This is a genomic window from Methylotenera sp., assembly GCF_036401095.1.
Lineage (GTDB): Bacteria > Pseudomonadota > Gammaproteobacteria > Burkholderiales > Methylophilaceae > Methylotenera.
This window is the reverse complement of the sequence record NZ_DASWWA010000007.1, coordinates 36,002-60,705: the sequence shown is the minus strand read 5'-3', so window position 1 is coordinate 60,705 and position 24,704 is coordinate 36,002. Positions and strand designations below refer to the sequence as shown.

General features: G+C 46.0%; 18 protein-coding genes. 9 read left to right on the top strand and 9 right to left on the bottom strand.

Features of this window, described 5'->3' with window-relative positions:
- Nucleotides 1-164: 164 nt before the first annotated feature.
- Nucleotides 165-728, bottom strand: coding sequence for an ANTAR domain-containing response regulator (locus VGD82_RS06055; protein WP_331019544.1), 564 nt, complete (start codon nt 726-728; stop codon nt 165-167).
- Nucleotides 729-1,010: 282 nt separating this feature from the next.
- Nucleotides 1,011-3,638, bottom strand: a complete 2,628-nt coding sequence (gene mutS / locus VGD82_RS06050; protein ID WP_331019543.1) for a DNA mismatch repair protein MutS — start codon at nt 3,636-3,638, stop codon at nt 1,011-1,013.
- A gap of 209 nt (nt 3,639-3,847) precedes the next feature.
- On the opposite strand from mutS, the gene VGD82_RS06045 reads away from it, so the two are divergent.
- Nucleotides 3,848-5,671: a GGDEF domain-containing protein gene (locus VGD82_RS06045; RefSeq protein WP_331019542.1), complete on the top strand. Its 1,824-nt coding sequence runs from the start codon at nt 3,848-3,850 to the stop codon at nt 5,669-5,671.
- A 120-nt stretch (nt 5,672-5,791) separates the two neighbouring features.
- A complete protein-coding gene (locus VGD82_RS06040; RefSeq protein WP_331019541.1) occupies nt 5,792-8,986 on the top strand; it encodes a methyl-accepting chemotaxis protein in 3,195 nt (1,064 codons plus the stop codon).
- A 71-nt stretch (nt 8,987-9,057) separates the two neighbouring features.
- Here the strand turns inward: VGD82_RS06040 and VGD82_RS06035 are convergent, their stop codons facing one another.
- The 7 genes from VGD82_RS06035 to VGD82_RS06005 all read right to left on the bottom strand — a co-directional run bounded on the left by VGD82_RS06035 (nt 9,058) and on the right by VGD82_RS06005 (nt 17,962).
- Nucleotides 9,058-9,936, bottom strand: a complete 879-nt coding sequence (locus tag VGD82_RS06035; RefSeq protein WP_331019540.1) for an efflux RND transporter periplasmic adaptor subunit — start codon at nt 9,934-9,936, stop codon at nt 9,058-9,060.
- A gap of 11 nt (nt 9,937-9,947) precedes the next feature.
- Nucleotides 9,948-10,163 (bottom strand): DUF1656 domain-containing protein, encoded by a 216-nt coding sequence (locus tag VGD82_RS06030; protein ID WP_331019539.1) that lies wholly within the window; start codon nt 10,161-10,163, stop codon nt 9,948-9,950.
- 2 nt (nt 10,164-10,165) lie between these two features.
- On the bottom strand, nt 10,166-12,340 hold the full coding sequence (locus tag VGD82_RS06025) for an FUSC family protein (protein ID WP_331019538.1): 2,175 nt from the start codon (nt 12,338-12,340) through the stop codon (nt 10,166-10,168).
- Between the two features lie 2 nt (nt 12,341-12,342).
- The gene (locus VGD82_RS06020; protein WP_331019537.1) at nt 12,343-13,902 is read right to left on the bottom strand and encodes an efflux transporter outer membrane subunit; all 1,560 of its coding nucleotides are present in this window, start codon (nt 13,900-13,902) and stop codon (nt 12,343-12,345) included.
- 39 nt (nt 13,903-13,941) lie between these two features.
- Nucleotides 13,942-14,445, bottom strand: coding sequence for a MarR family winged helix-turn-helix transcriptional regulator (locus VGD82_RS06015; protein ID WP_331019536.1), 504 nt, complete (start codon nt 14,443-14,445; stop codon nt 13,942-13,944).
- A gap of 304 nt (nt 14,446-14,749) precedes the next feature.
- On the bottom strand, nt 14,750-16,783 hold the full coding sequence (locus VGD82_RS06010; protein WP_331019535.1) for a site-specific recombinase: 2,034 nt from the start codon (nt 16,781-16,783) through the stop codon (nt 14,750-14,752).
- A 366-nt stretch (nt 16,784-17,149) separates the two neighbouring features.
- Nucleotides 17,150-17,962 (bottom strand): inositol monophosphatase family protein, encoded by an 813-nt coding sequence (locus tag VGD82_RS06005; RefSeq protein ID WP_331019534.1) that lies wholly within the window; start codon nt 17,960-17,962, stop codon nt 17,150-17,152.
- Nucleotides 17,963-18,094: 132 nt separating this feature from the next.
- Between VGD82_RS06005 and VGD82_RS06000 the strand changes: the two genes are divergently transcribed.
- The 7 genes from VGD82_RS06000 to iscU all read left to right on the top strand — a co-directional run bounded on the left by VGD82_RS06000 (nt 18,095) and on the right by iscU (nt 24,633).
- A complete protein-coding gene (locus tag VGD82_RS06000) occupies nt 18,095-18,838 on the top strand; it encodes an RNA methyltransferase (protein WP_331019533.1) in 744 nt (247 codons plus the stop codon).
- A 126-nt stretch (nt 18,839-18,964) separates the two neighbouring features.
- Nucleotides 18,965-20,017: a trypsin-like peptidase domain-containing protein gene (locus VGD82_RS05995; protein ID WP_331019532.1), complete on the top strand. Its 1,053-nt coding sequence runs from the start codon at nt 18,965-18,967 to the stop codon at nt 20,015-20,017.
- Between the two features lie 153 nt (nt 20,018-20,170).
- Complete coding sequence (gene cysE / locus VGD82_RS05990; protein WP_135278365.1) at nt 20,171-20,920, top strand: serine O-acetyltransferase; 750 nt, start codon at nt 20,171-20,173, stop codon at nt 20,918-20,920.
- Between the two features lie 141 nt (nt 20,921-21,061).
- The gene (locus VGD82_RS05985) at nt 21,062-21,568 is read left to right on the top strand and encodes an Rrf2 family transcriptional regulator (protein ID WP_331019531.1); all 507 of its coding nucleotides are present in this window, start codon (nt 21,062-21,064) and stop codon (nt 21,566-21,568) included.
- Nucleotides 21,569-21,590: 22 nt separating this feature from the next.
- A complete protein-coding gene (locus VGD82_RS05980; RefSeq protein ID WP_331019530.1) occupies nt 21,591-22,736 on the top strand; it encodes a cysteine desulfurase family protein in 1,146 nt (381 codons plus the stop codon).
- A gap of 57 nt (nt 22,737-22,793) precedes the next feature.
- Entirely contained in the window at nt 22,794-24,047 is a 1,254-nt protein-coding gene (locus VGD82_RS05975; protein WP_135278368.1) for an IscS subfamily cysteine desulfurase, read from the top strand.
- Between the two features lie 190 nt (nt 24,048-24,237).
- Nucleotides 24,238-24,633, top strand: coding sequence for a Fe-S cluster assembly scaffold IscU (iscU, locus tag VGD82_RS05970; RefSeq protein ID WP_019897763.1), 396 nt, complete (start codon nt 24,238-24,240; stop codon nt 24,631-24,633).
- Nucleotides 24,634-24,704: the final 71 nt, after the last annotated feature.

The following is a 24,704-nucleotide window of genomic DNA, read 5'->3' as shown; positions in this document are numbered from 1 at the left end:
AAAGAGTTGATTGCTTATCAAGACGCCTTTGTCTTGTATTACTTGATCTGAGCCTCCATTGGCTCGTATTTACTGCTAGAGCACTTACGTAGACTGCCCATCATTGGGCTTTTATACGCGAGTACTACTTAATGCTTAATGCTTAGTTCTAATTTCCTATTCGGTTAAAGCAGCAACTCTGCCGCTTCTACTATTTGCGTTGCTAAAGACCCGATGCGCGTGTGCTTTTCCATCGCCATCTTTCTTAACATGCTATAAGCCTCGTTTTCATCCACGTTGCGCTGTTTCATGATTAAACCTTTTGCACGCTCAATCACTTTACGTTCGCTTAGCTTGGTGTTCGCCTCTTGCAAGGCAACACGTAAATTCTTAAATTCTTCAAACCTGGCCACCGCCGCATCTATTACCGGTTGCAAACGCTCATTGGGTAAAGTACCCACTACATAAGCACACACACCTGCCTGCGTTGCCAATTTAATCTGCTCTTTATTCCCATCGTGGGTAAACATCATCACAGGGCGAGGATCATTCATCGTCATCACACAGATATGCTCCAATGTGTCGCGACTCGGTGAATCCGTATCAATCACCACCACATCCGGTTGAAGCTTGCTACATGCGTCATTCAAGTTGATGGTATCTCTTAGATGTGCGATTACATCGTAACCACTATCAATCAAAGATTGCTTAAGTGGCTTAACGCGCTCCAAATTATTATCAACTATCATTACTTTTAACATAGCGGCTTAAGACTCTATCAGTTGAGCTAGTATAAGCAATAGCTGTGCCAACTATTAAAATCCAGCATAAATGCTTGTTTCTTATGGAATCTGCTGATTTATGCGCTTAAGGAAACAACTTAAAAATTAGGAGTTCGCACAAATAAAGTGCGTATGCACGCGCTTGTGCCAAGATGAAGCACTATTGATTACTAGCAATGCCATCGTAGGCATGCGCACATTTAGCTCGCTAAGCGGCAGGAGAACAGGTGCGGGAAAATAAACCTACGTTTAAGCTTGGTTAGCGGCTTCTTTTAAACGGTACAGCACGTCTAGCGCTTGCTTAGGCGTGAGGTCGTCAACTTGCAGTGACTCTAATTCCGCTAATACCGGGTGCAATGGTGCATCGGCAGCCTGCTCATTTACCATAAACATATCAACCTGCGGCACAGCAGATGCATCTTGATTTGCCACTTGATTGAGCTCTAACTGGGCGAGCTTACGTTTTGCCGCACTAATAACGGGCTTAGGAATGCCTGCTAACTGTGCAACTTGTAGGCCATAGCTTTGGTTGGCAGCGCCCTCTTCTACCTTATGCATGAATACAATCGTGTTGCCATGCTCAACTGCATCTAAATGCACATTCGCCGCATATTTAAACTCATCCACAATACGTGTCAGCTCAAAATAATGCGTAGCAAATAAAGTATAGGCGCGGTTTTTCTCTAACAATTGCTTAGCAACCGCCCAAGCCAAACTCAAACCATCAAAGGTGGAAGTGCCGCGCCCGATTTCGTCCAGCAACACTAGGCTTTTATCGGTAGCGTTATGCAGGATATTGGCGGTTTCCGTCATCTCTACCATAAACGTGGAGCGTCCGCCCGCCAAGTCATCAGATGCACCAATACGCGTCATGATGCGGTCAATCTCGCCTATCTTCACACTCGTCGCCGGCACATAGCAACCGCAATATGCCAGTAATACTATCAACGCGGTCTGCCGCATAAAAGTAGATTTACCGCCCATATTGGGACCGGTAATCAATAGTAGTTGGCGGTAAGGGTTAAGTGACACATCATTGGCGATAAACGGCTGGCCGGATGCCTGCAAGGAAATCTGCTCAACGACAGGATGGCGTCCATTCACCACCTCCAACCCCGCCTCAGTAGTGAACATAGGCGCTACATAGTTTAAGCTAATGGCACGCTCGGTAAAGCAACACAGCACATCCAAGGCGGCAACAGCGCCTGCATTGGTCTGTAAGGCAGAGATATATTGCCCGAGTTGTGCTAACACCTGTTCATACAGCATTTTTTCACGCGCTAATGCACGATCATTGGCGCTCAACACTTTATCTTCAAACGCTTTCAGTTCAGGCGTGATAAAGCGCTCTACATTTTTGAGCGTTTGGCGGCGCCTGTATTCCGCAGGCGCGGATTCCGCCTGCGTGCGACTCATCTCAATGTAGAAACCATGCACACTGTTATATTCCACCTTCAGGTTAGCAATGCCGGTACGCTCTTTTTCTGCAGCTTCAAAACTTAGCAAGAACTCGCCATGGTTGGTTTGTATCGCCCGCAGTTCATCTAGCTCTGCATCATAACCATCGGCAATCACTCCGCCCTCACGTAGCACCACACTAGGCTCCGCTTTAATGGCGGTGATTAATAAGCTTAGCACTTCGGCTGGCGGCATTAAATTAAGCGCTAAGGTTTGCAGCAAGCCGGCTACCTGCGGCTCAAGCTGCGCTTGCAGCAACGGCAACTGTTGCAAACTCACGGCTAAACCAGATAAATCTCTAGGACGCGCCGTTTTAAGTGCAACGCGTGCGGTGATACGTTCAATGTCAGCAACTGACTTTAAGGTCTGACGCAAGCTCAAAAACTGGTTAGTTTGTGTGAGATCAGCAATCGCTTCATGTCGCTTTATCACCAAGTTACGGTCTTGCAAAGGATGGTGTAACCAATGGCGCAATAGACGCGCACCCATTGCCGTTTGCGTAGTATTTAATAAAGAATACAAGGTGGGGCTAGCCTCACCGCGCAAGGTCATGTCAATTTCCAGATTACGTCTGGTTGCAGCATCAAGCTGCAAATAGGCGCTGGTGGTTTCTACACTTAATGCATTAATATGGGGCAAAGTAGTGCGTTGCGTATGCTTCACGTAATCCAGCAGTGCACCCGCCGCACAAATTGCAGGATGCATATCGGCACAACCAAAACCATGCAGGTCATAAGTATTAAACTGCTTGGTGAGGGTGGCAAACGCGCTATCAAAATCAAACTGCCACGGGCTCAAGCGCCGCTTAGCCACTTTGCTTGCATTTAATGCATGGTGCTGAAAATCATCAGCAAGCAACATCTCGCTAGGGGCAATGCGTTCTATCTCCTGTGCTAACAAACCTACTGCAATTTCGCTAAGAATAAAACTACCAGAGGCTAGGTTTAATCGTGCCAAGCCAACTACGCCATCCGCCTGAAAAATACTGAGTAATTGATTATCACGTGATTCATCCAACAGCGCGGCATCGGTAAGCGTGCCTGGGGTAAGAATACGTGCCACTTCACGTGCCACCGGGCCTTTAGTGGTTGCTGGGTCACCCACTTGCTCACATATCGCTACCGCCTCGCCCATTTTGGCGAGCTTGGCTAAATACTGCTCAGCTGCGTGGTATGGCACTCCAGCCATTTTAATCGGCTGCCCGTTACTGCTACCGCGATGGGTTAAGGTGATGCCCAGCAATCGCGAGGCTTTTTCGGCGTCTTCAAAAAACAGCTCGTAAAAATCGCCCATACGATAGAACAGCAACATATCAGGATGCTGTGCCTTTAAGCCCAGATACTGGCGCATCATGGGTGTGTGGCTTTCTAAATTGGGCACTGAAGCGTTAGCGGCCTGCGAAAGTGGTGCAGTAGTCATTCAACAATTCACGGATTTTAAGTAAGTTAGATTTTAACCTAAGCCGCGCAAATGACAGCATTAAACTCGTGGCGAATCTAAGTGATAAATATATATCGCATTAAAAAACAGCGCTAAGACCAATTATTAAATGTCATCAAACTGTCACGCCCATGTCACATTGGCGCGTCAATATTGCTACCCATGATAAGACGATCTATGAGGTCTAAATGAGTACAGTGAGTAATCCGGCATGGATGACGGAACTCGGCCCATGCGCCAATGAAGCTGCTTGCTTGCATTTACACGATATTATTCAAAATAGGCAACTCACCGCGGCTTTCCAGCCAATACTTAATATGCAGCAAGGCAAGTTTATTGGCTACGAAGGCTTAATCCGCGGGCCAATCAACAGCATGTTGCACTCCCCCATGGCTTTATTTGCAATGGCCAGAAGCTGCGGCTTGGTAACTGAGCTGGAATATCTTTGTCGCCAGACGGTGCTGGAGTCATTTGCCAAGCAGAACCTGCCGGGGAAAATATTTCTCAACATCAGCCCAGATATCTTATTACAAAAATACTCAAAATCTGGTGAAACTCTTAAATATATGGATGCACTAGGTTTAAAGCCTAGTCAGGTCATTATTGAGCTAACAGAGAACGCACAAACGCTAGACTACCAGTTAATGCGTGATGCTACGCATCACTATCGGAACATGGGATTTGAAATTGCTATCGACGACTTAGGCGAAGGCTTTTCCGGCTTGCGTTTATGGTCAGAGATACGCCCTGACTACGTTAAAATTGATAAGCATTTCACCCAGAACATTCACTTGGACCCGGTAAAGCTGCAGTTCGCACGGTCAATTCAGGAGATCGCCGAAAAGTCTGGCGCACAAGTGATTGCTGAGGGGATTGAAACCCATGAGCAGCTGATGGCAATCCGGGACTTAGGCATTGCCTATAGCCAAGGCTACCATATTGCCAGACCACACCCAACGCCCATACTAGAGGCATCATCCGACATTATCCACACACTGGTCAGATTTGAGTGTGAGCGTGAAAACCTGCTACAAAATCGCGCGACTGTTGAAAAGCTTATGAAATACTCAGCACCAGTCAGCCCGACTTGCATGAACGAAGATGTATTTAAAATGTTCGATGAGAATCAGGAAATTTACTCCATCCCCGTAGTACAGGATGGGAGGCCGATTGGCCTGATTAATCGCACTATCATGATTAACGATTACGCGCGCCCGTTCCGCAGGGAGCTATATGGGCAGCGCCCATGTGAAATTATGACGGACAAGTCTGCACTGATTGTAGACAAAGACACCAGCCTAAAAAATCTGAGCGATTTAATCCTGCAAAGCAAACCGCATCACCTTTCGGCCGGCTTTATTGTCACAGAAAATGGCCAGTACGTAGGCATGGCAAGTGGGCATGATCTACTCAGGCTCATCACCAAAATGCAGATTGATACCGCCCGCTACGCTAACCCGCTGACTTTACTGCCGGGCAACGTACCGATTAGTGAACAAATTGATAGCTTGCTGCAATCAGGCACACAGTTTGTCGCATGTTACTGCGATCTTGATTACTTCAAACCATATAACGATGTATATGGCTACAAAAAAGGCGATGAAGTAATTCAGCGAACCGGCCAAATACTGGCGGATGCCTGCGGCCCTTATGACTTTGTCGGGCATATCGGCGGTGATGACTTTATCTTGCTGTTTCAGAGTAAAAACTGGGAAAGCCGCTGCCATACGCTGTTAGCACAGATTGCTAAAGTATCCCCTACGTTTTACTCAGGCACTGACCAAAAAAACGGCGGCATCACCACGCAAGACCGCCAGGGAGAACAGCGCTTCCACCCCTTTATCAGTCTATCTATTGGCGCATTGATTGTAAATTCTGCGCTTTACCACTCGCACCACGAAGTTTCTACCGCGTGTGTCAACGCCAAGAAACAAGCCAAGGAAATTGCAGGCAATAGCCTCTTTATAGAGCGTCGCAGCCCTCACGAATCCGTTGTAGAAATGGCGGCGTGATTAGCTACACGTCATGACAGGATTAGAAAAGCCCAAAACGAAGTCAGAACATAGCGCATGTGTTTGTCGTCAATCAGCGCTATTCCATGTTTGTTATACAAATAATAAAAAAGGTGTGTAATGAAAGAAAATATCACGTTAACGCAAATTGAACGAGAGATTAACGAATCAGTTTCCATCGTTTTAAAAACTGATTTAGAAGGAAAAATTACTTACGTAAACCGCGACTTTATTGAAGTGACCGGTTTTAATGAACAAGACTTGATAGGCAAAAAGCAAAGTGTTATCCATCACCCAGAGATGCCGAAAGAGATTCTCACCGATATATGGATGACGCTGCAAAGCAAAAAGCCGTGGATAGGTGTGGAACAAGGCTTATGCCAGAACGGTGATCATTTTTGGGTATATTCATGCGTCACCACAGTGCGTGAACATGGAAAAGTGGTTGGTTATATGTCTGTGAGCACCAAAGCCAGCAAAGCACAGATTGAAAAAGCACGCGCGCATTACCGCGCCATCAAGCATGAAGAGCGCTGGCATACCGCATTACTGAGAAGATTTAAAGAGTTTACCAACCGCATTACGATTAACAACAAAATTGCCTGCATTTTTATCATGGTGGCATTAACCACCTCTATGCTTGGTTTTAGTGGCATTTCTGGCATTAAAGAAAGTAACCTTGGCCTAGAAAGTGTCTATAAGAAAAGAGTGCTGCCATTAAAGCAATTGAAAGTGATTAACGATATGTTCAGCACCAACATTGTTAGCACCGGCCAAAAACTGCAAAGAGGCATTATTACCTCAAGCGAGGCTGCCGCAAATGTTGACCAGGCACTGCTGGTATTAGACAAAGAATGGAAAGCCTATTTAGCCAGCCCGCATGCAGAAACTGAATCCGCATTAGCTACTGAGATTCAGCCATTATTTGATACCGCGCTGGAATCTGCGGTGTTACTGCAAGGCATTATTCGTAGCGATGATATTGAACGCTTGATGACATTTAACACCTCAGATGTATATAAAGCGATAGACCCACTGACTGAAAGCCTGAATAAACTGAGCAGCCTGCACTATGCAGGGGTGGCCGCAGAATACGAAGTTACGCAAGCCAACTATATCAAACATAGAAATTACGCGATTGCATTTATTGTTGTCGCCCTCATGATATGCGGCTTACTGGGCTGGAACCTCAACCGTTCTATCATCCCGCGCTTACGTGCTATCGGCAGCAACCTGCGTGAAAGTGCAGAAGAAATGAATAACAAGCTGGTGCCAAGGTCGGAGCACCGCGATGAGCTCACAGACGTTGTTGATGCTTACCACGCACTCAAAACCAGACTGGATTTTGACCACAAAGAGGCAGTCAGCAGTATTCAGCGGATTAAAGCTACTTTAGACCAGGCATCGGTTGCCGTTACTTTATCTAATCGAGACAACCGACTCATCTACATGAATAATGCGGCAAAAACTTTGTTTGAACAAATGAGCAGTGGCATTCAGAAATATCAGCCTGAATTCGCTTTAGATAAAATGATGGGTGAGAACCTAAGCCAGTATCTTGAAAATGCAGCAGACCGTGAGCTGCTTGCTACTGAGATAACTAGCAAAAAGATTATCGATACCACAATGGCCGATCACCACCTGCAATTGGTGATTAGCCCGGTATATGATGAAACAGATGGCTATGCATTAGGCCAGATGACGCAGTGGAGCAACCGCACTGCAGAAGTGATTGCAGAGAAAAACGTTGCCGATCTTATTAAGCAGGCCGTTGCTGGCAAACTGAGCGAGCGCATTGATACCAACACCTTGCCGACCGGCGTGATTAAAGATATCAGCAGTGGCATTAACCAACTGCTAGACGCCATTATCACCCCTCTCACTATGGCAGCAAATTATGTAGATAACTTATCTAAAGGCATCATTCCATCTGAAATCACAGATAACTACCACGGTGATTTCAATATCATCAAAAACAACTTAAACGCTTGCGGCCTTGCCATTAAAGCATTGGTGGCAGATGCCAACTTACTAGCAAAAGATGCAGAAGCTGGCGCACTAACTACCCGTGCCGATGCATCAAAACACCTAGGTGAATATCGTAAAGTAATTGAAGGCCTGAACGCCACATTGGACGCTATCGTTACACCACTTAACATGGCAGCCAACAATTTGGAATACATTGCACGTGGCGAGATTCCTGAAAAAATCACCGCCAGTTTCAATGGAGACTTCAATAATATTAAAGACAACCTGAACACCTGCATTACTTCTATTAATGCCTTGGTCAGTGATGTGAACATACTTTCTAATGCGGCGCATGATGGCAGAGTTTCCGTGCGCGTAGATGCAAGCACACACTTGGGTGACTTTAGAAAAATTGTAGAAGGCGTGAATGAAACCTTAGAAATGATTGTTGGCCCTATTGCTACAGTTAAGGCCTCGGTAGAAACCATTAATACCGCCGCCGCAGAAATCACCTCAGGCAATAATGACTTATCAGCACGTACGGAAAAACAAGTATCCAGCCTAGAAGAAACTGCGGCCAGCATGGAAGAACTAGCATCAACCGTAAAACGTAATGCAGATAACGCTAAGCGAGCTAACCAATTGGCGTTAAGCGCTTCAGGCGTTGCAGTCAAAGGTGGCACAGTGGTTTCAGACGCGGTGATTACCATGAGCGCCATTAATGAAAGCGCACGCAAAATTGAAGACATTATCAGCGTGATTGATAGCATTGCTTTTCAGACCAATATTCTTGCCCTCAATGCCGCAGTTGAAGCTGCCAGAGCAGGCGAGCAAGGCCGTGGCTTTGCCGTGGTTGCCGGTGAAGTAAGGAGCTTGGCTCAGCGTTCGGCCAGTGCAGCCAAAGAAATCAAAGCGCTGATTAATGACTCAGTAAGCAAAACCTATGAGGGCACAAAACAGGTGGAAAATGCAGGCAAGACCATGGAAGAAGTCGTATCCTCAGTACAGCAAGTAGCTGATATTATTAGCGAAATCGCAACGGCGTCTGTAGAGCAAAGCACGGGCATCGATCAAGTCAACGCGGCGATGACTTTGATGGACGAAGCCACACAGCAAAATGCATCCTTGGTAGAAGAAGCAACTGCAGCGGCTGAATCACTGCTAGAGCAAGCCAACGCCTTGGCAGATGCCGTCAGCGTATTTAAATTAGATGAAGCAAATACCACGTTTGTAGACAATGTAATTAAAATGCACCCCGTCGCCAAACCACAGTTTATCAGCGCTGCAAGGCAAGAGCCCAGAGTAAAAGTTGCAGATTATGGCAATGCACATTGGGACCACTATTAACTGCTAGATGCGCGGCCTCGCTACCTGCAACTTGTAATGGTTACAGTTGTAGGTAGCGAGAGGCAACCCGCTTATTTTTTGGTACTGGGGTGAACAATCACCGCACAGGTCATCCCAGCCACCAGTGTTAAATCTTTAGGGATACTGTCCAAACTAATACGCACCGGCACCCGCTGCGCTAAACGCACCCAGTTGAAACTGGGGTTCACATTAGCTAACAAACGCACGTCAGTTGGGTTATCTCTATCGGTAATCCCATGCGCAATACTTTCAACACGCCCATGCAACACACGATTTGAACCTAGTAATTTCACTTCTGCAGGGTCACCGATTTTGATAAGTGCTAATTTATGCTCTTCAAAGTAGCCATAGACCCAAAATGAGTGTTGATCAATCACGGCCAACTTTGCCGCGCCAACCTGTGCAAAATCACCAGGGCGCACCAACAGGTTGGATACCCAACCATCTACGGGAGAGCGTACGACGGTACGTTCGAAGTTTAGCTTAGCTTGATCCAGTTGCGCCAATGCAGACTCATACTCAGCCTTGGCGCTGATGGCTACCATATCGGTATCTTCCTTGTTTTCACGCGAAATCACTTGGTCATCCAGCGCAGCACGGCGCGATGCCTGACCACGCTTCATATCCAGCATGGCTTTACGCTGACTCACGTTTGCTTTTGCTTGATTCAGGGCATGTTGATAGTGTTCACTATCTATACGAAACAGCACATCGCCCCGGCGCACTAATTGGTTGTCGTGCACGGCAACTTCAGTGACTAAGCCTGCAACGTCAGGTGCAATATTCACTACATCTGCACGCACCCTGCCGTCACGTGTCCACGGTGAGTCCATATAACGCACCCACAGCATGCGCCCTAGGGCGATAGCAACCACCACCAGTAGCAAAGTGATGGAGACCCTAATTAGCGTTTTATTCAGACCTTTCATGGTGTTTCCTTTCAGTAGATGCAAAGCCCAAGCACGGCAAATAGGCAAATAAATAATGCGAGCCGAAACAGAGCTGGGTACCATAGATAACGGTAAATTTCATAACGTACAAATATCCAATCCAGTATCAATGAGCCTATCCCCGCAGCGATAAAGGCAAACAACAGGCTGGGGACCAACGCATCTAACAATGCAACCTCAACTGGCAGTGCAATTTCTACGGACATAGTTAATGTTTCTCCAATGTTGCCTGCGCACCAACTGCAAGAACAGACTCTTCATCCAGCAATGCACTGCGAATAAAATGCAGCATCACATTGATTTGGTGCTGGTTAGCTTGCGGTAAATTAAATTCGATATTGGCCTGATTAATTTCTGCCATAGCATGATCAATCGTGTTAATCGCCTGTATGCGGTACGCTTCAGAAGGTGCGTCATATAATTGCGCAACAGACTCCAGACCAAGCGACAACATCTTAATGATGTACGGATGCTCCACCACTTGCATATACTCACGCAGTGCAATCACCGCATGGCCGATTTCTAAAGTGGATAACAGCCACTCCATCACGATACGGTCTTCTTTGTCTCCAATACGCTGCGCACTGCCGGCGCGTTGCACCAGCTCACGTGCGCCTGTTTCCAAACGGTTGCGGCGTAGCGCTACCGTATCGCGACACGCCGCCACCACCAAGTTACGCAGAGATTTTGCAATGCGCTGGCGTGACCAGCGGCTACTACTCAGGTCAATTAACCCATACATGATGCCGGAGATAAGCACGGCTAATAAATCTGCAATCGCATCATTAATGAACGTTACCGGGTTACTGTTATAGGCGCTGTTAAAACCTATGTGCATCAAATACACCATAAACACCCCTGCCCCTACAATTGCAGTAGCAGGTCTGGTTGTGAACCATGCGGCAATAATAATACCGGGGGCAACGGCTACCGCCAGCATCCAAAAACCATGGGCCTGCGTTAATAAATGAAAATTGCAAAAATACGCCAACAAGGTGCCGATAATGGCGCCTATCATAAAGTTTTTGATAGTGCGTGTGGGGGACGGAGTGGTGGCAAATAGCGTACTCGAAATCACGCCCAGCGTGATGGCCTCTACACCAGAGCGCCAGTCTGTCAGTATCCACAACGCAGACAGAATCGCCAATGACAAAGTGCCACGTATGCCGGCTAAAGTAACGGCCAGTGGGTCAAAGTGCATTTCCAGTTTTGGTGCAGGTGCAGTTTCCGTCAGGCTAACATTACAGCTCTGGGCTACCGCAAGTGATGCATAAGTACTGGTATAGACATAAAGTTCATCTGTCAGGCGTTGTAATAATTCGCAGCCAGTTTCAAAGTCTAAGCGTTCACTTGGGCTTATATCAGCACTTAGCTGTGCACGCTCAGTATGAATATTGGTAGAGAATTGATTGCGAAAAACAGTAAGCTGCCTGCTCACAATCATCGCTTCCTGCTCACTTTGTGCGCTATGCCCCCCTACCATGATGGCCGCACTTAAAGACTGATAAATTCTTTGCAAAGCCAGACTAACCTGAGGCTGTGCACTATCGTGCTGACGGCGCAATAACTGCTCAAAGGCATGGAAGCTGGTTGATACTTCCATGAACTCATGGTTCATCCGGCTTAGTTTTTGTCTATGCACGCGTGATTTATCATTCTCCATGCCCGTTGAGGCTTGAAACGTCTCTAAACTGAAAATATCACCAAGAAAACGTAGTAAGGTAGGCGTTGAAGTAGTCGACGCTACTGGTTTCACTGCGGTAGCCTGCAGCAAATCAGAGAAATCTTTAAATCTTCTACGCACAGCCGCCAGCATTACATCCCACATACGTTGGGGGAAAATCAAATCACTGACCAGCGTTGCACAAATCAGGCCTATCAAAATTTCAGAGATACGGGTGACGCCTATATTAAAGGTCAGCTCAGGGGTAATGGCTGAAGGCAAACCTACAATACATAACGTGTACCCAGCCAGCACAAAGGCGTAAGACTGGAAGTTACGATATATCATGGAGCCTGCTGTGCACAAGCCTATCCATAGGCCCATACACACCAAGAACAGCACTCGCTCCTGTGCAAATAATGCCACCAGTAAAAATGACACCAAAATACCTACACTAGTCCCTAAAAAGCGATAATAGCTTTTTGCAAACACCATACCAGAGCGAAACTGCATCACGATAGCCACTGTCATCATAGCGGTGCGTGGTTGGTCTAACTCAAAACGCAACGACAACCACATTGCCAGCATGCATGCCAGTAGCACCTTAAAGATATAGGCAATAATCGGTGCATCTTCAGTCTGCCACTCACGCCACCCAGCTTGGAACACAAGCAGATCATGTGCTTTGCGTTTAGTGATGAAGTTAGGAATCAATCTCACAGCTACTGATGCTCCGTCACGCCTGTGTTAGTAGGCTGCTCTACGCCTTGCTCATCAAGGTGATAGCCATCAGTGCCATTTACAATAGTGCCACCGCCAAGTGCGCGCATCAGGTTAGCATAACCATCCAGCCATACCGCCTCTAATTGCGTCGCTATTTCCTGCTGCCTTAACACGATTGCATGGGTGTCGAGCACATGTTGATAGTTAGTCAAACCCGCGTGATAGCTTTTCTCCGCCAATGTGTGAGCTTTATGTGCTGTTGCCAGCGCAAGCGCTACATCCTTGCGCTGTTTAATGTTGGATTGCAATATGACTAATTGGTCAGAAACGTCCTGCAAAGCGCGAATCACAGCTTCATTATAGTTTTCAACCGCAAGGTCATAAGCCGCAGTTTTTGCGGATAAATTACCACGGCGGCGGCCACCGTCAAATATTGGTAAAGAAATTGCTGGCCCTACGCCAGCAATGCCTGCCGCACTGGACAAGAGCTGACTAAACCCAAGTGCCTGAAAGCCGACAAAGGCAAGCAGATTAATGTTTGGGTAGAATGCGGCTTTAGCCCCCTCAATATTGTGCGATGCGGCCTCTACGTGCCATCTCTGCGCTAATACATCTGGGCGACGACCTATTAAATTAGCCGGTAACTGATCTGGCAGACCAACTAAATTATCAAGAGACATGCTCGGACGCTGTATCACATCACCCGCACCAGGCCCTTGGCCAGAAAGCACAGCCAGTTGATGACGTAGTAAATCAATACGCGCGTTTATTGCCTCTATATGAGCATGAGCCGTTGGTAGCGGCGTCTCGGTTTCAAGGACTTCCATCTGTGTACCGATACCAGCAGCTAGTGCACGGCGCGCAATCGCTATTCGCTCCTTCAATTGTGCTTGGTGCTCTTCAGCAATGTCGCGCAACTCAAACTCCATGGCTAATTGCACATAGCTACGGATAATTGCAGACTCCAACCCCAATTTAACTTGCTGCATTTCTGCCGCTGTCGCTTTGGATTCATCCAATGAGCCTTGCCAAATACTTTCTTGGCGCCCCCATAAATCTAAATCGTGCGCTAGAGAAATTGCCGCTTTGTTGTTCCAATCACTATGCCCACCCCATGGCGGCGGTATAAACTGTAGCTCAGTAAAACGCTCGCGTACTACAGAGATATTCCCGCTAATATTAGGTAGCGTTTCTGCATGCATACTATCGGCAATGGCCTGCGTAAGCGCCACTCTAGCTTTTGCTGCATTGATTGTAGGGCTGCCTTCTACTGCTTTTGCAATCAGGCTATCTAACTGTGGATCATGATAGATTTTCCACCAATCTTCTTTAGGCCAAGCTATATGTGCAGCTGTAGTGATCACTTTACCTGCGTCCAATTTTTCTGATGTTACTAGCTGGGCTTGCGGAGATATGCCAGACATGCTCACGCATCCGGCTAATAAAATCAGGCTAAGGCCTAAACCTAACTTAGGCAGGGATTTAAATACAGCTGGAAGCATCACTGTGGTCATCACCGTGTTGATTGTGCTATTAGATTTTAGAAATGTAAATTTCAATTTTGTTTGGTCCCTAACTAATTAGGCAAAAAAATATTGCTACTTCATTACATCTAGATTGGCTGCCAATGATTTTAAGCTGTTAAGCATTGCCACACGCTCGGCATCGCCTAGTACCGTCATTAAGGCATGCACTTTTTTATGGTAATCTGGCATCACATCATCCAGTTTTTGCTGCCCAGCTGGCGTGAGCTTAATTAAATACTTGCGGCGATCTACGCTATCTATAAAGCGCGTAATCAAGCCCTCACGCTCCAGGTTATCAATAAACCCAGTCATTGTGGCTTTGGTAACACCCACTTTTTCCGCGAGTTCAGATGGTGAAGAGGTTAAATCATCCTGACGCATCAGTAGCACCAGTATCCACCAACGCCCTTGTAGCAAACCATGCTGACCGAGTAACTTATCTAAAGCATCTGAAATATCTGAGCAAGCTCGTAATAGGTTGGCAAAGTCAGAAATAGCGTGCGTATCTGCGTCGGGATAGCGTTCCGCAAACTTTTCTAAGCTCTTGATTGTCGGCAAATCTTTTAGTAGCAACATAGTACGGACAATGATATTAAGGTTCCGTACTATATGTCAAGTACAATTTATAAAAATAACAATACTGAATTAATCTAAATTACTACAGCAAATAACTGACTACAAGAGAGAAACAGTCGAAGACAATGGCTAGGCAAGGTAAGCCGCAACCAAAAGCTACTTATGATCATAAAAGCTTAGTGTGAGATGACCGTCAGCACCCTCTTGAGCATTGCCGCCATGGAGCCTGACAAATGAGTGCACATCATTACAAAAAAATAGATTTTTGCTTGTCAGCCATCACTATGCACAAATCAACACGAACTTAGCCTGGCTGTGCCGGCTCTTTTGTTGGCAGATCCTCACGAGGTAAATCTTTAGGTGGCAAAATAAACTGTATCGGGTGCTGATTTAAATGGCTAGCAAGATTTTTTAGCAACAAACGCCAGTCGTTAAAGCGTACCTTTCTAGACTTCATGGCAACATACAGCGCCAGACTAAAACTCACCATCAAATTACCTAGGCCAATCAGCGCAAGCCCAAGCGCAGCAAAAGCCACAGTTTGCCAAGTCAGCATAAAGTCCAAACTAAAGCTAGCAAAGCCCACAAACGCAGAAGAAAATGAAATATGCCTAATATCAATCGGCAACCCCAACAGCACACCCACTGAACCCATGCCACCCAATAAACAACCGAAATAAAAGTTACCGGCCAAGGCACCAAGATTATGCTCTACATAATGCGCCACACGCGCTAAACGTTCTACCCCCAAAAGCCGCTGCAACCAGCGCACAGCTTTCAGGCGCTGCGGAATTTTGTTATAAATTGCCAGATTATCGTGATAGCCAGAAATTAGGCCGGCTAAAAACAGGCAGATACCGGCAATTCCAGCATAAAAGAAAGCACCGCTAGTGACAGGATGAATATCACGCAACAATTGATGCGCTTTCTCCGGCGTTACAAAATGATGGCCAGATAAATAAAACACAGCCCAAGACAGTAGCATTGCCATAGGAATCGCCACTACTACATTACCAAATATAGCAACGGCCTGACTGCGCATGGTATTAGTCACGGTAGCCACTAAATTATGCATGTCTTTAGTTTTACCATCCGAAGCATTATCTATAGTGGCAGCAATCGCAGCGGCCGTCATCGCCGGCTGTTTAGTCGCTACCGTGAAGTGAAAGATATGAATCAGCATAAAGCCGATACCATAATTCAAGCTAAAGAAAATTGCCTCAGCCAGCGGGGCAAAATGCTGCTTGGCTAACACCAGCTTAAACATCGCCATCAGCGCAATAATAACGCCGGCACCCATGGCTGAACGCATAAGTGCAAAATACTCACTACGGCTCTCTGTGATGTAGTGCTCACCAGCACGGCTTGCATTTTCGGTCACACGAACCGCCATCACCTCCACGCTCTCCTGCCAGTACTCATGTAAATCATTTTTATGGCACTCGCTGTACACCAAATCTTTGAACAAGGGCACAATCACCGCATCAGCAGATTGCTTATGCTGAAAGCAATGCAAAATCGTCAACAACTCCTCTAAGCGTGCAATCTGTTTTAATATACGCTGCAATAGTTGGGTTAAATGTATGCTAGTCCCGGTTAGCGCACTATTCCTGCGCACTTTTGCCACTATCGCTTTACACTGATCCAGCATCACCAATATATGCTTGATATCAACGTGTGCTTCATCTACATCTTGCGCACCCATAAACTCGGCCAACTCAGCTTGCTGCATAATAAAAGGTGAACTATGCTGCTCAAGCTCAGGGTAGTTTTTTAACAGCTCAGGCTCTAGCCCTAATGCCGCTGTGCGATACGAAAGCACTTGTGCCGCAGCAAACAAGTTTTGCTGGCAAGATAAACTAAGCGCCTCATCAGCTAAATCAAAGCGCATGACGCTAATCAACTGAGCCCAAACAATATCAGGCACAGCATTGACCCATATTTCATCCGTAGTTTTTGTAAAGAAAACTGAAAACAAATCCAGCAGATAAGCGCCATCAACCGCCTCAGGCAGAATTTTATGCGAGATGCGCCTGCGCATTTCAGAAAAGAAGCCGGTAAATACAGAGTGACGTGCAATCAAAAACAAGGACAATGGATTGTAAGCACTTAACAACTGCAAAAGGGCATCTCTTAGCTGACTGGCTTTTGCGGCATCGGTGCTCACCAAGTAACAAAGTGCCTGTATAGATTTAACGGCAGCGTCCGTTTGCTCAGGCTTTGCCGGGCGAATCTGTGCCAATAAGTCTGCAACCAACTTGGGCGCATCCGCTTGCCGCGCATGCTGTTCAAATGCCTGCTCCATCAAATTGGTATGACTAATCACCTGTTGACTCATATTAAAATGGCTCCATGTAAAACGAGGCAGTGTTATTTAATAAAGGAATGTGCCACTCAAGGTTTAGTGTACACACTAAAAGTTATGCTGCATGCATATGTTAGCTAAAATGGGTTTTCTAGCACCACTTAATTTAGCATAACCTAATGCAGAGAAATCATCTAAAACGTATGGTTGAGCAGACAAATGCCCCAGCACGAAATTCAATACCATCCAAATTTTAGCAAGTGAATATCGTGCAGGCGTGTCTAAGCCTGCATAAGACAACAACTGAAAACAACTAGCGGAGAGAATGGCTCAGCAATAGTGCTGAGCCCTCAGAAACATCTACCCATGTGGCAGACGTATTGAACACAACAATCAAACTTAAGCGTTTTTAGGCGTTTTAAGTGCTGGGGTTAGATGTGGATTAAGAACCTGCAACATTTGCGCAAACACTTTTGGATTAGCCGCAACAATATTACCTGTTTCTAACCAGCTTTCGTTACCCTCAAAATCACCTACGATACCGCCAGCCTCCTGCACAATTAAGCCACCTGCAGCAATGTCCCAAGCAGATAAATTGATTTCAAAGAAACCATCAACCCAACCCACAGCCACATATGCTAAATCCAGCGCAGCAGAGCCTGGACGGCGAAGACCGGTGGTCTTTTTAATCATGTCTTTAAACATACCCATATAAGCATCTAAATGGGTAAAGTCACGGTATGGGAAACCCGTTGCAATCAATGAATCTTGCAGCTTGCTACGGTTGGTCACACGAATACGCTTGTCGTTTAAAAATGCGCCGCGACCTTTAGTTGCGGTAAACAAATCATTACGCACTGGGTCATAAATCACCGCTTGCGTCAGCACACCCTTTTGTTGCAAAGCAATTGAGATACAGTATTGCGGGAAGCCGTGTAAGAAATTAGTCGTGCCGTCTAATGGGTCAATAATCCAGATATTATCGGCTTCATGGTTATCATGGCCACTTTCCTCGCCCCAAAAACCATGGTCTGGATAAGCATCTTTCAAAATATCAATAATTGCCTGCTCGGCTGACCTGTCTACTTCGCTAACAAAGTCATTGTACGTTTTAGTTTGAATGGCAATCGAACCCACGTCTTGTGAGGCCCGGTTAATAATACGTCCCGCTTCACGGGCGGCTTTTACTGCAATAGATAGCATTGGATGCATGACTAGATTTTCTTAAAGAGCTGATAAAATGCTATTTTAGCTTTTATCGACCTTAATACCAAATTCTTAATATCAATTTAGGTCAATTAAGGTTCGCTAAGTAAATAATTTTTAACAAATTAGGTCAGCCAAGTGGATAAACAAAATATTTTCAATAACATTCGTGTCGTTTTATGCCAAACCAGCCATCCTGGTAACATTGGCTCCACCGCACGCGCCATGAAAACCATGGGTTTAAATCACCTATACTTGGTGAATCCACTACACTTTCCAGACCCGCAAGCCACTTCACTCGCCACCGGTGCGGCTGATTTACTAGAGTCAGCCACGGTTTGCAGTAGCCTGCAGGAAGCCCTGACCGGCTGCGTATTGGCAATCGGCATGAGTGCTCGTAAAAGACAAATCTCGCATGAGCTAGTAAACGTGCGTGAAGCCGCACACCGTGCAGCCTCGCTCGCACAAAACCAACCAATTGCTCTGGTGTTTGGCACTGAAATGAGCGGCCTCTCCAATGCAGAGTTAGATTGCTGCCAACTGCTCGCCATGATTCCAGCTAACCCGGAATATTCATCACTCAACCTTGCTGCCGCTGTGCAAGTCATGACTTATGAAATCCGCATGGCGATATTAGAAGGTAAGTTGGATGCTGCCGAGAACCAGCCAGAACTTGCCACCAACGAAGCACTTGAAGGCTTTTATACCCACCTGGAAGACACGCTGATTAAAATTGGCTACCTCAACCCTACCGCACCTAAAAAACTTAGCGAACGCATACGCCGTATTTATGCGCGCGCAAAGCTAGAAAAAGAAGAGGTCAACTTGCTAAGGGGTATATTAACCTTGTCGGTTACGCCAAAAAAGCACCAAAAATATTAAACAAGGCAACGCTAATAATTAATTGTTAATAAAGGCTTTATATTGAATTAATAGAACTTTTTTTAATCACTATTTTCTTATCAAAATAGTTCTATCAAGTTTTATCCATCATTTGGAGATACTTTGATGCGCAAACTGACACTCGGCATTGGTTTTCTTTTCAGCATTGGTTGTGTTTTCACCAACACCCCTGCCATTGCTGCTCCGCCCGACAGCTTGGTGTATGCGCTAAAATCTACCGTGGTAAAAATTCGTGTTGTACTACCTGATGGCCGTTACGGTGTAGGGTCTGGCGTAGTAGTGGCGAAAGATCAAGTAGTGACCAATTGCCACGTGATTGCTAACGCCTACGCGATTAATATTATCAAGTTTGGCGAAAGCCATCGCGCTACCAGCCTTAAAGCAGACTGGGAGCACGACCTTTGCATCGCAGGGTTTGATGGTCTGAACACCACAATTGCAACGCTGGGGGAAAGCACCAACCTGCAATATGAACAATCTGTATTTACCATTAGCTTCCCCAACAACTCACCTAGACCGCTTACCACCTATGGCGCAGTGAAGGCACTTTATCCCATGGATGACAGCGTCATTATTCGTTCATCTAACGACTTTAGGTTAGGTGCCAGCGGTGGCGCTATGTTTAGCGACGACGGCAAACTGGTAGGCATCATTACCCTAAAATCTCCGGGGCGTAACGCGTTTTACTACAACATGCCAGTAGAGTGGATTAAAAACCTGCTGAAACAACCCGAAGTCAGCCTTAACACTAAAGGTGAATCACCTTTTTGGGACGCTCCCGAAGAAAAGCGCCCGTATTTCATGCGTGTGATTCAACCTTACCAAACCCATGACTGGGTAGCATTAAAAAAAGTGTCTACAGAGTGGGTGCAAGCAGAACCATCTACCAGCGAAGCGATAAACTATTTAGCCATTGCTGAGTACAACCTAAAAGAAACAAAAAATGCAGAACAGCACTTCAGTCAGCTTTACGCACAAAATAAACATCACTCCAGCGCATTATTATATTTAGGCATGATTGCCGCAGAATCTGGCAACAAAGATGAGGCGATTAAAACAGCAGCACTGCTTGATCAGCTGGATAAAGACGCAGCCATGCAATTAAACGAGAAGCTAGGCATCAAAAGCAGTAACGACTGCTCAGTCAGCCAGTGCTGATTGGCCAACCCACGTATGCCTTAGTATTAAGGTGCGTAGTTTATTCACGCGCATCTCCATCAATCAAAGCCTGCACCCAGTGCCCTAGTAAATTAGTCAACCATTGTTGTTTATGGCATAATTACGCCCTATCTAAAACCAACGCCCAACCAAATGTTTGACCACATAAAAGAAGATATTTCTATTGTTTTCGAGCGCGACCCTGCTGCGCGTACGCATTGGGAAATTTTAACCACTTACCCTGGCGTACATGCACTATTGATGCATCGTTTAAGCCATTGGTTATGGAAAGCTAACTTTTTCTGGTTAGGTCGTTTCTGTTCGCATATAGGACGCTGGTTTACCGGTATTGAAATTCACCCGGGCGCCACGATAGGCCGCCGTGTTTTTATCGACCACGGTATGGGTGTTGTAATTGGCGAAACTGCGATTATTGGTAACGACTGCACCCTGTACCACGGCGTAACGCTAGGTGGTACCTCATGGAACAAAGGCAAACGCCACCCTACACTGGAGTCTGGTGTAGTAATTGGTGCAGGTGCCAAAGTATTGGGACCTATCACCATTGGTGAAGGGGCAAAAATCGGCTCAAATGCGGTGGTAGTAAAAGATGTACCGGCTAATGCAACAGCAGTAGGCATCCCTGCACGCATTTTAGAAGAAGAAAAATCCAAAAAACGCGAAGAAACTGCGCAAAAAATCGGGTTTGCGGCTTATGCCGTGGGTAATGACGAAAATGACCCCATGATTAAAGCGATACACTCATTACTAGATCATGCAGCAAAACAGGATCACGCGATTACTGAGTTGCAAGCCCAGTTAGCACGCCTAAATACCGATGAGCGTAGTGACACTGAGGTGGCTGAGGCGTTTAAGGTGCCGACTACAAACCAAAAACCATAAGCCGAACGTCGAACCACAAGCAACTACGCTAAGTTTAAACCAAGCCGGACAAGGCTGAACCAATATGCATAATAGTTGACTAAAATTGTAAGGAATTATACAATTCAGCTATCCATGATACTTAAACACATATAGAACACTATGCGATTAACCACTAAAGGTCGATTTGCTGTTACGGCAATGTTGGATCTAGCGATCAATGAAACAAAAGATGCACATGAAGCCAAGCCGGTCACACTAGCTGGCATCAGTGAGCGCCAAGACATCTCACTTTCATACTTAGAACAGTTATTTAGCCGCTTACGCAGACAAGGTTTAGTCAAAAGTATTCGTGGGCCGGGCGGCGGCTATAACTTAGCAAAAAACCACACTGAAATTTCTGTAGCTGAGATTATCAATGCGGTAGACGAACAAATTGATGCAACACAATGTGGCGGCCATGAAAACTGCCGCGATGAAGGTCGATGCATGACGCACGACTTATGGTCTGCATTGAACACAAAAATTTTAGAGTATTTAGCAGGCATCACCCTTGCTGACATGGTAGCGTCGCAGAAAAGTGGTCAAAAAGTATTAATCACACCACGAAACTGCACAGCAGCGCATGACAAAGCAGTTGCCATTAATACTGCAGCGATTGCTAACTAGACGATCTAATTAAGTTTAAGCGATGTCCAGCATTTATCTAGATCATAACGCCACTACAGCGCTAGACCCGCGCGTGTTAGAAACCATGCTGCCGTGGATCCAAAGGCAAAGTGGTAATCCTACAAGCCGCCACGTATTTGGCAGATCCTCGCGTGACGCGATTGAGCATGCAAGAACCCAAGTGGCTGAAGCCTGCGGCGCATATGCCTCACAAGTAATTTTTACCGCGTCTGGCACTGAAGCGAATAACTTTGCAGTCAAGGGCATCGCAGGCAGCCAATCCGGCAGCCAGATTTTACATAGCGCAATTGAACACCCTTGTGTGTCACGCCCAGCTAAAGCAATGCAGCAAACAGGATGGCTAAGCGATGCTATCGGGGTAAATGAACATGGCGTACTTTCAGTTGCGCAGTTACAGCAACAATTGCAGAAACAGACCAGTATCGTGTCTGTGATGCTCGCCAACAATGAAACCGGCGTCATTCAAAATATTGCCGAGATTGCTGAGATTACGCGTAAAGCTGGTGCATTTATGCATACCGATGCGGTGCAGGGCTTAGGCAAAGTGCCTGTGAGTTTCACAGATTTAAATGTGCACGCAATGACAGTCTCAAGCCATAAAATACATGGCCCACAAGGCGCAGCAGCACTGATTTTAGATAAACGCGTGGATATACAACCACTGTTACATGGTGGTGGCCAAGAGCGCGGCTTACGTAGCGGTACAGAAAATGTAGCAGCCATCGTTGGTTTTGGCGCGGCATGTGAACTGGCAGTTGCTAATTTGGCGCATTTTGCCAGCCACACACAAATGCTACGCAACACGTTTGAGCTGGGCTTAAAGTCGCTGAATGTGACGATATTTAGCCAGCAAGTAACACGCATACCGAATACCAGCTTTTTTGCCTTAGACGGGATTGAAGGCGAGACTTTGGTGACAGCATTAGACCGTAAAGGGTTTGCCGTTGCGAGCGGCTCGGCATGTTCGAGCGACAGTACAGAACCTAGCCATGTATTATTGGCAATGGGCATTAAGCCAGACCTGGCCCGTGGTGCAGTACGCGTCAGCTTCGGTGCCCACAACACTTTATTGCAAGTAACAGATTTTTTAACCGCGCTTAAAAATGAAATTTTGAGATTAAAACAGCTCACTGGTGTGGCAGCTTAAAGTTGCCAACGCCTAACACTGAATATATATAACGTAACTGGTAAGGATAATTAAGAAATGTCAGCATCAATTGAAATGCAAGTATTGAAAGGCTCTGGGGATGACCTTCATCCAATTTATTTGGATTATTCAGCCACTACACCTGTAGATCCTCGCGTTGCCGCAAAAATGATTCCGTACATTACAGAACATTTCGGCAACCCTGCTTCACGCAGCCACCCATATGGCTGGACCGCAGAAAAGGCAGTAGAAAACGCACGTGAAGAAGTCGCCAAACTAGTAGGTGCTGACCCACGTGAAATCGTATGGACTTCTGGTGCGACAGAATCTAACAACCTTGCAATTAAAGGTGCTGCCAACTTTTACTCAGCCAAAGGTAAACATATTATTACCGTTACCACTGAGCATAAAGCAGTCATTGATACTGTGCGTGAGCTGGAGCGCCAAGGTTTTGAAGCAACTTACCTAGACCCAGAGCCAAGCGGTTTGCTGGATTTAGAAAAATTCAAAGCAGCTATCCGCCCTGATACAGTACTGGCTTCTGTGATGTTTGTGAATAATGAAATCGGTGTGATTCAGGACATTACTGCGATTGGCAACATTTGCCGTGAAAATGGCGTGATTTTCCATGTAGATGCAGCGCAAGCAACCGGTAAAGTGCATATTGATTTAGAAAAGCTACCTGTAGATTTAATGAGCTTCAGTGCGCATAAAACATATGGCCCTAAAGGCGTTGGTGCACTGTACGTGCGTCGTAAGCCACGTATCCGTATCGAAGCACAAATGCACGGTGGCGGTCATGAACGCGGGATGCGTTCAGGCACATTAGCCACACACCAAATTGTTGGCATGGGTGAGGCGTTCCGCATCGCACGTGAAGAGATGGATGAAGAAAACGTACGCATCCGCCGCTTACGCGACAAGTTACTGCATGGCTTGCAAGACATTGAAGAAGTGTACGTTAACGGCGATCTAGAGCAACGCGTACCGCACAACCTGAACATCAGCTTTAACTACGTTGAGGGTGAGTCACTCATCATGGCAGTAAAAGGCATTGCAGTATCTAGCGGCTCAGCGTGTACCTCAGCCAGCTTGGAGCCTAGCTATGTATTGCGCGCACTTGGCCGCAGCGACGAATTAGCACACAGCTCAATCCGTTTCTCAATTGGCCGTTTCACAACTGATGCCGATGTTGATTACACCATCAGTTTAATGAAGGGAAAAATTGATAAATTAAGAGAACTATCACCACTTTGGGAAATGTTTAAAGATGGTGTAGATTTATCAAAAGTAGAATGGGCAGCACATTAAAAATTCATATTTGCATCTTAAAAATGTGTTTAGTCTATTCAGCTATCAATAACAAACGAATACACTCAGGCATGGTCAAAGTTGCAGATAGGCACTTAACTTAGTTGCATTATTAGATGTACTGGAAAGCATAGCAATACTTGCTAATAATTACGTAAAAAGCTTTCTAGTACATAACAGGAGAACGAAAATGGCATATTCAGACAAAGTATTAGATCACTACGAGAACCCGCGTAATGTTGGTTCTTTAGATAAAAATGACCCGCAAGTAGGTACTGGCATGGTGGGCGCACCAGCTTGTGGTGACGTGATGAAGCTAATGATCAAGGTCAATGACAGCGGCATTATTGAAGATGCTAAGTTCAAAACTTATGGCTGCGGCTCTGCTATTGCCTCTAGCTCATTAGTAACTGAATGGCTAAAAGGCAGAACCATTGAAGAAGCATATGCAATTAAGAACTCTGAAATTGCAGAAGAGCTTGCATTGCCGCCAGTGAAAATTCACTGCTCAGTGCTGGCTGAAGATGCAATTAAAGCAGCGGTGGCGGATATTAAAGCTAAGCAAGCAGCAAAAGAAGCCGCTTAAGCTTACATACACAAGAGGCTAACCAGAACATCAATCGGATGATTGCTCTGGCACAGCTGGATTAAGCGTAG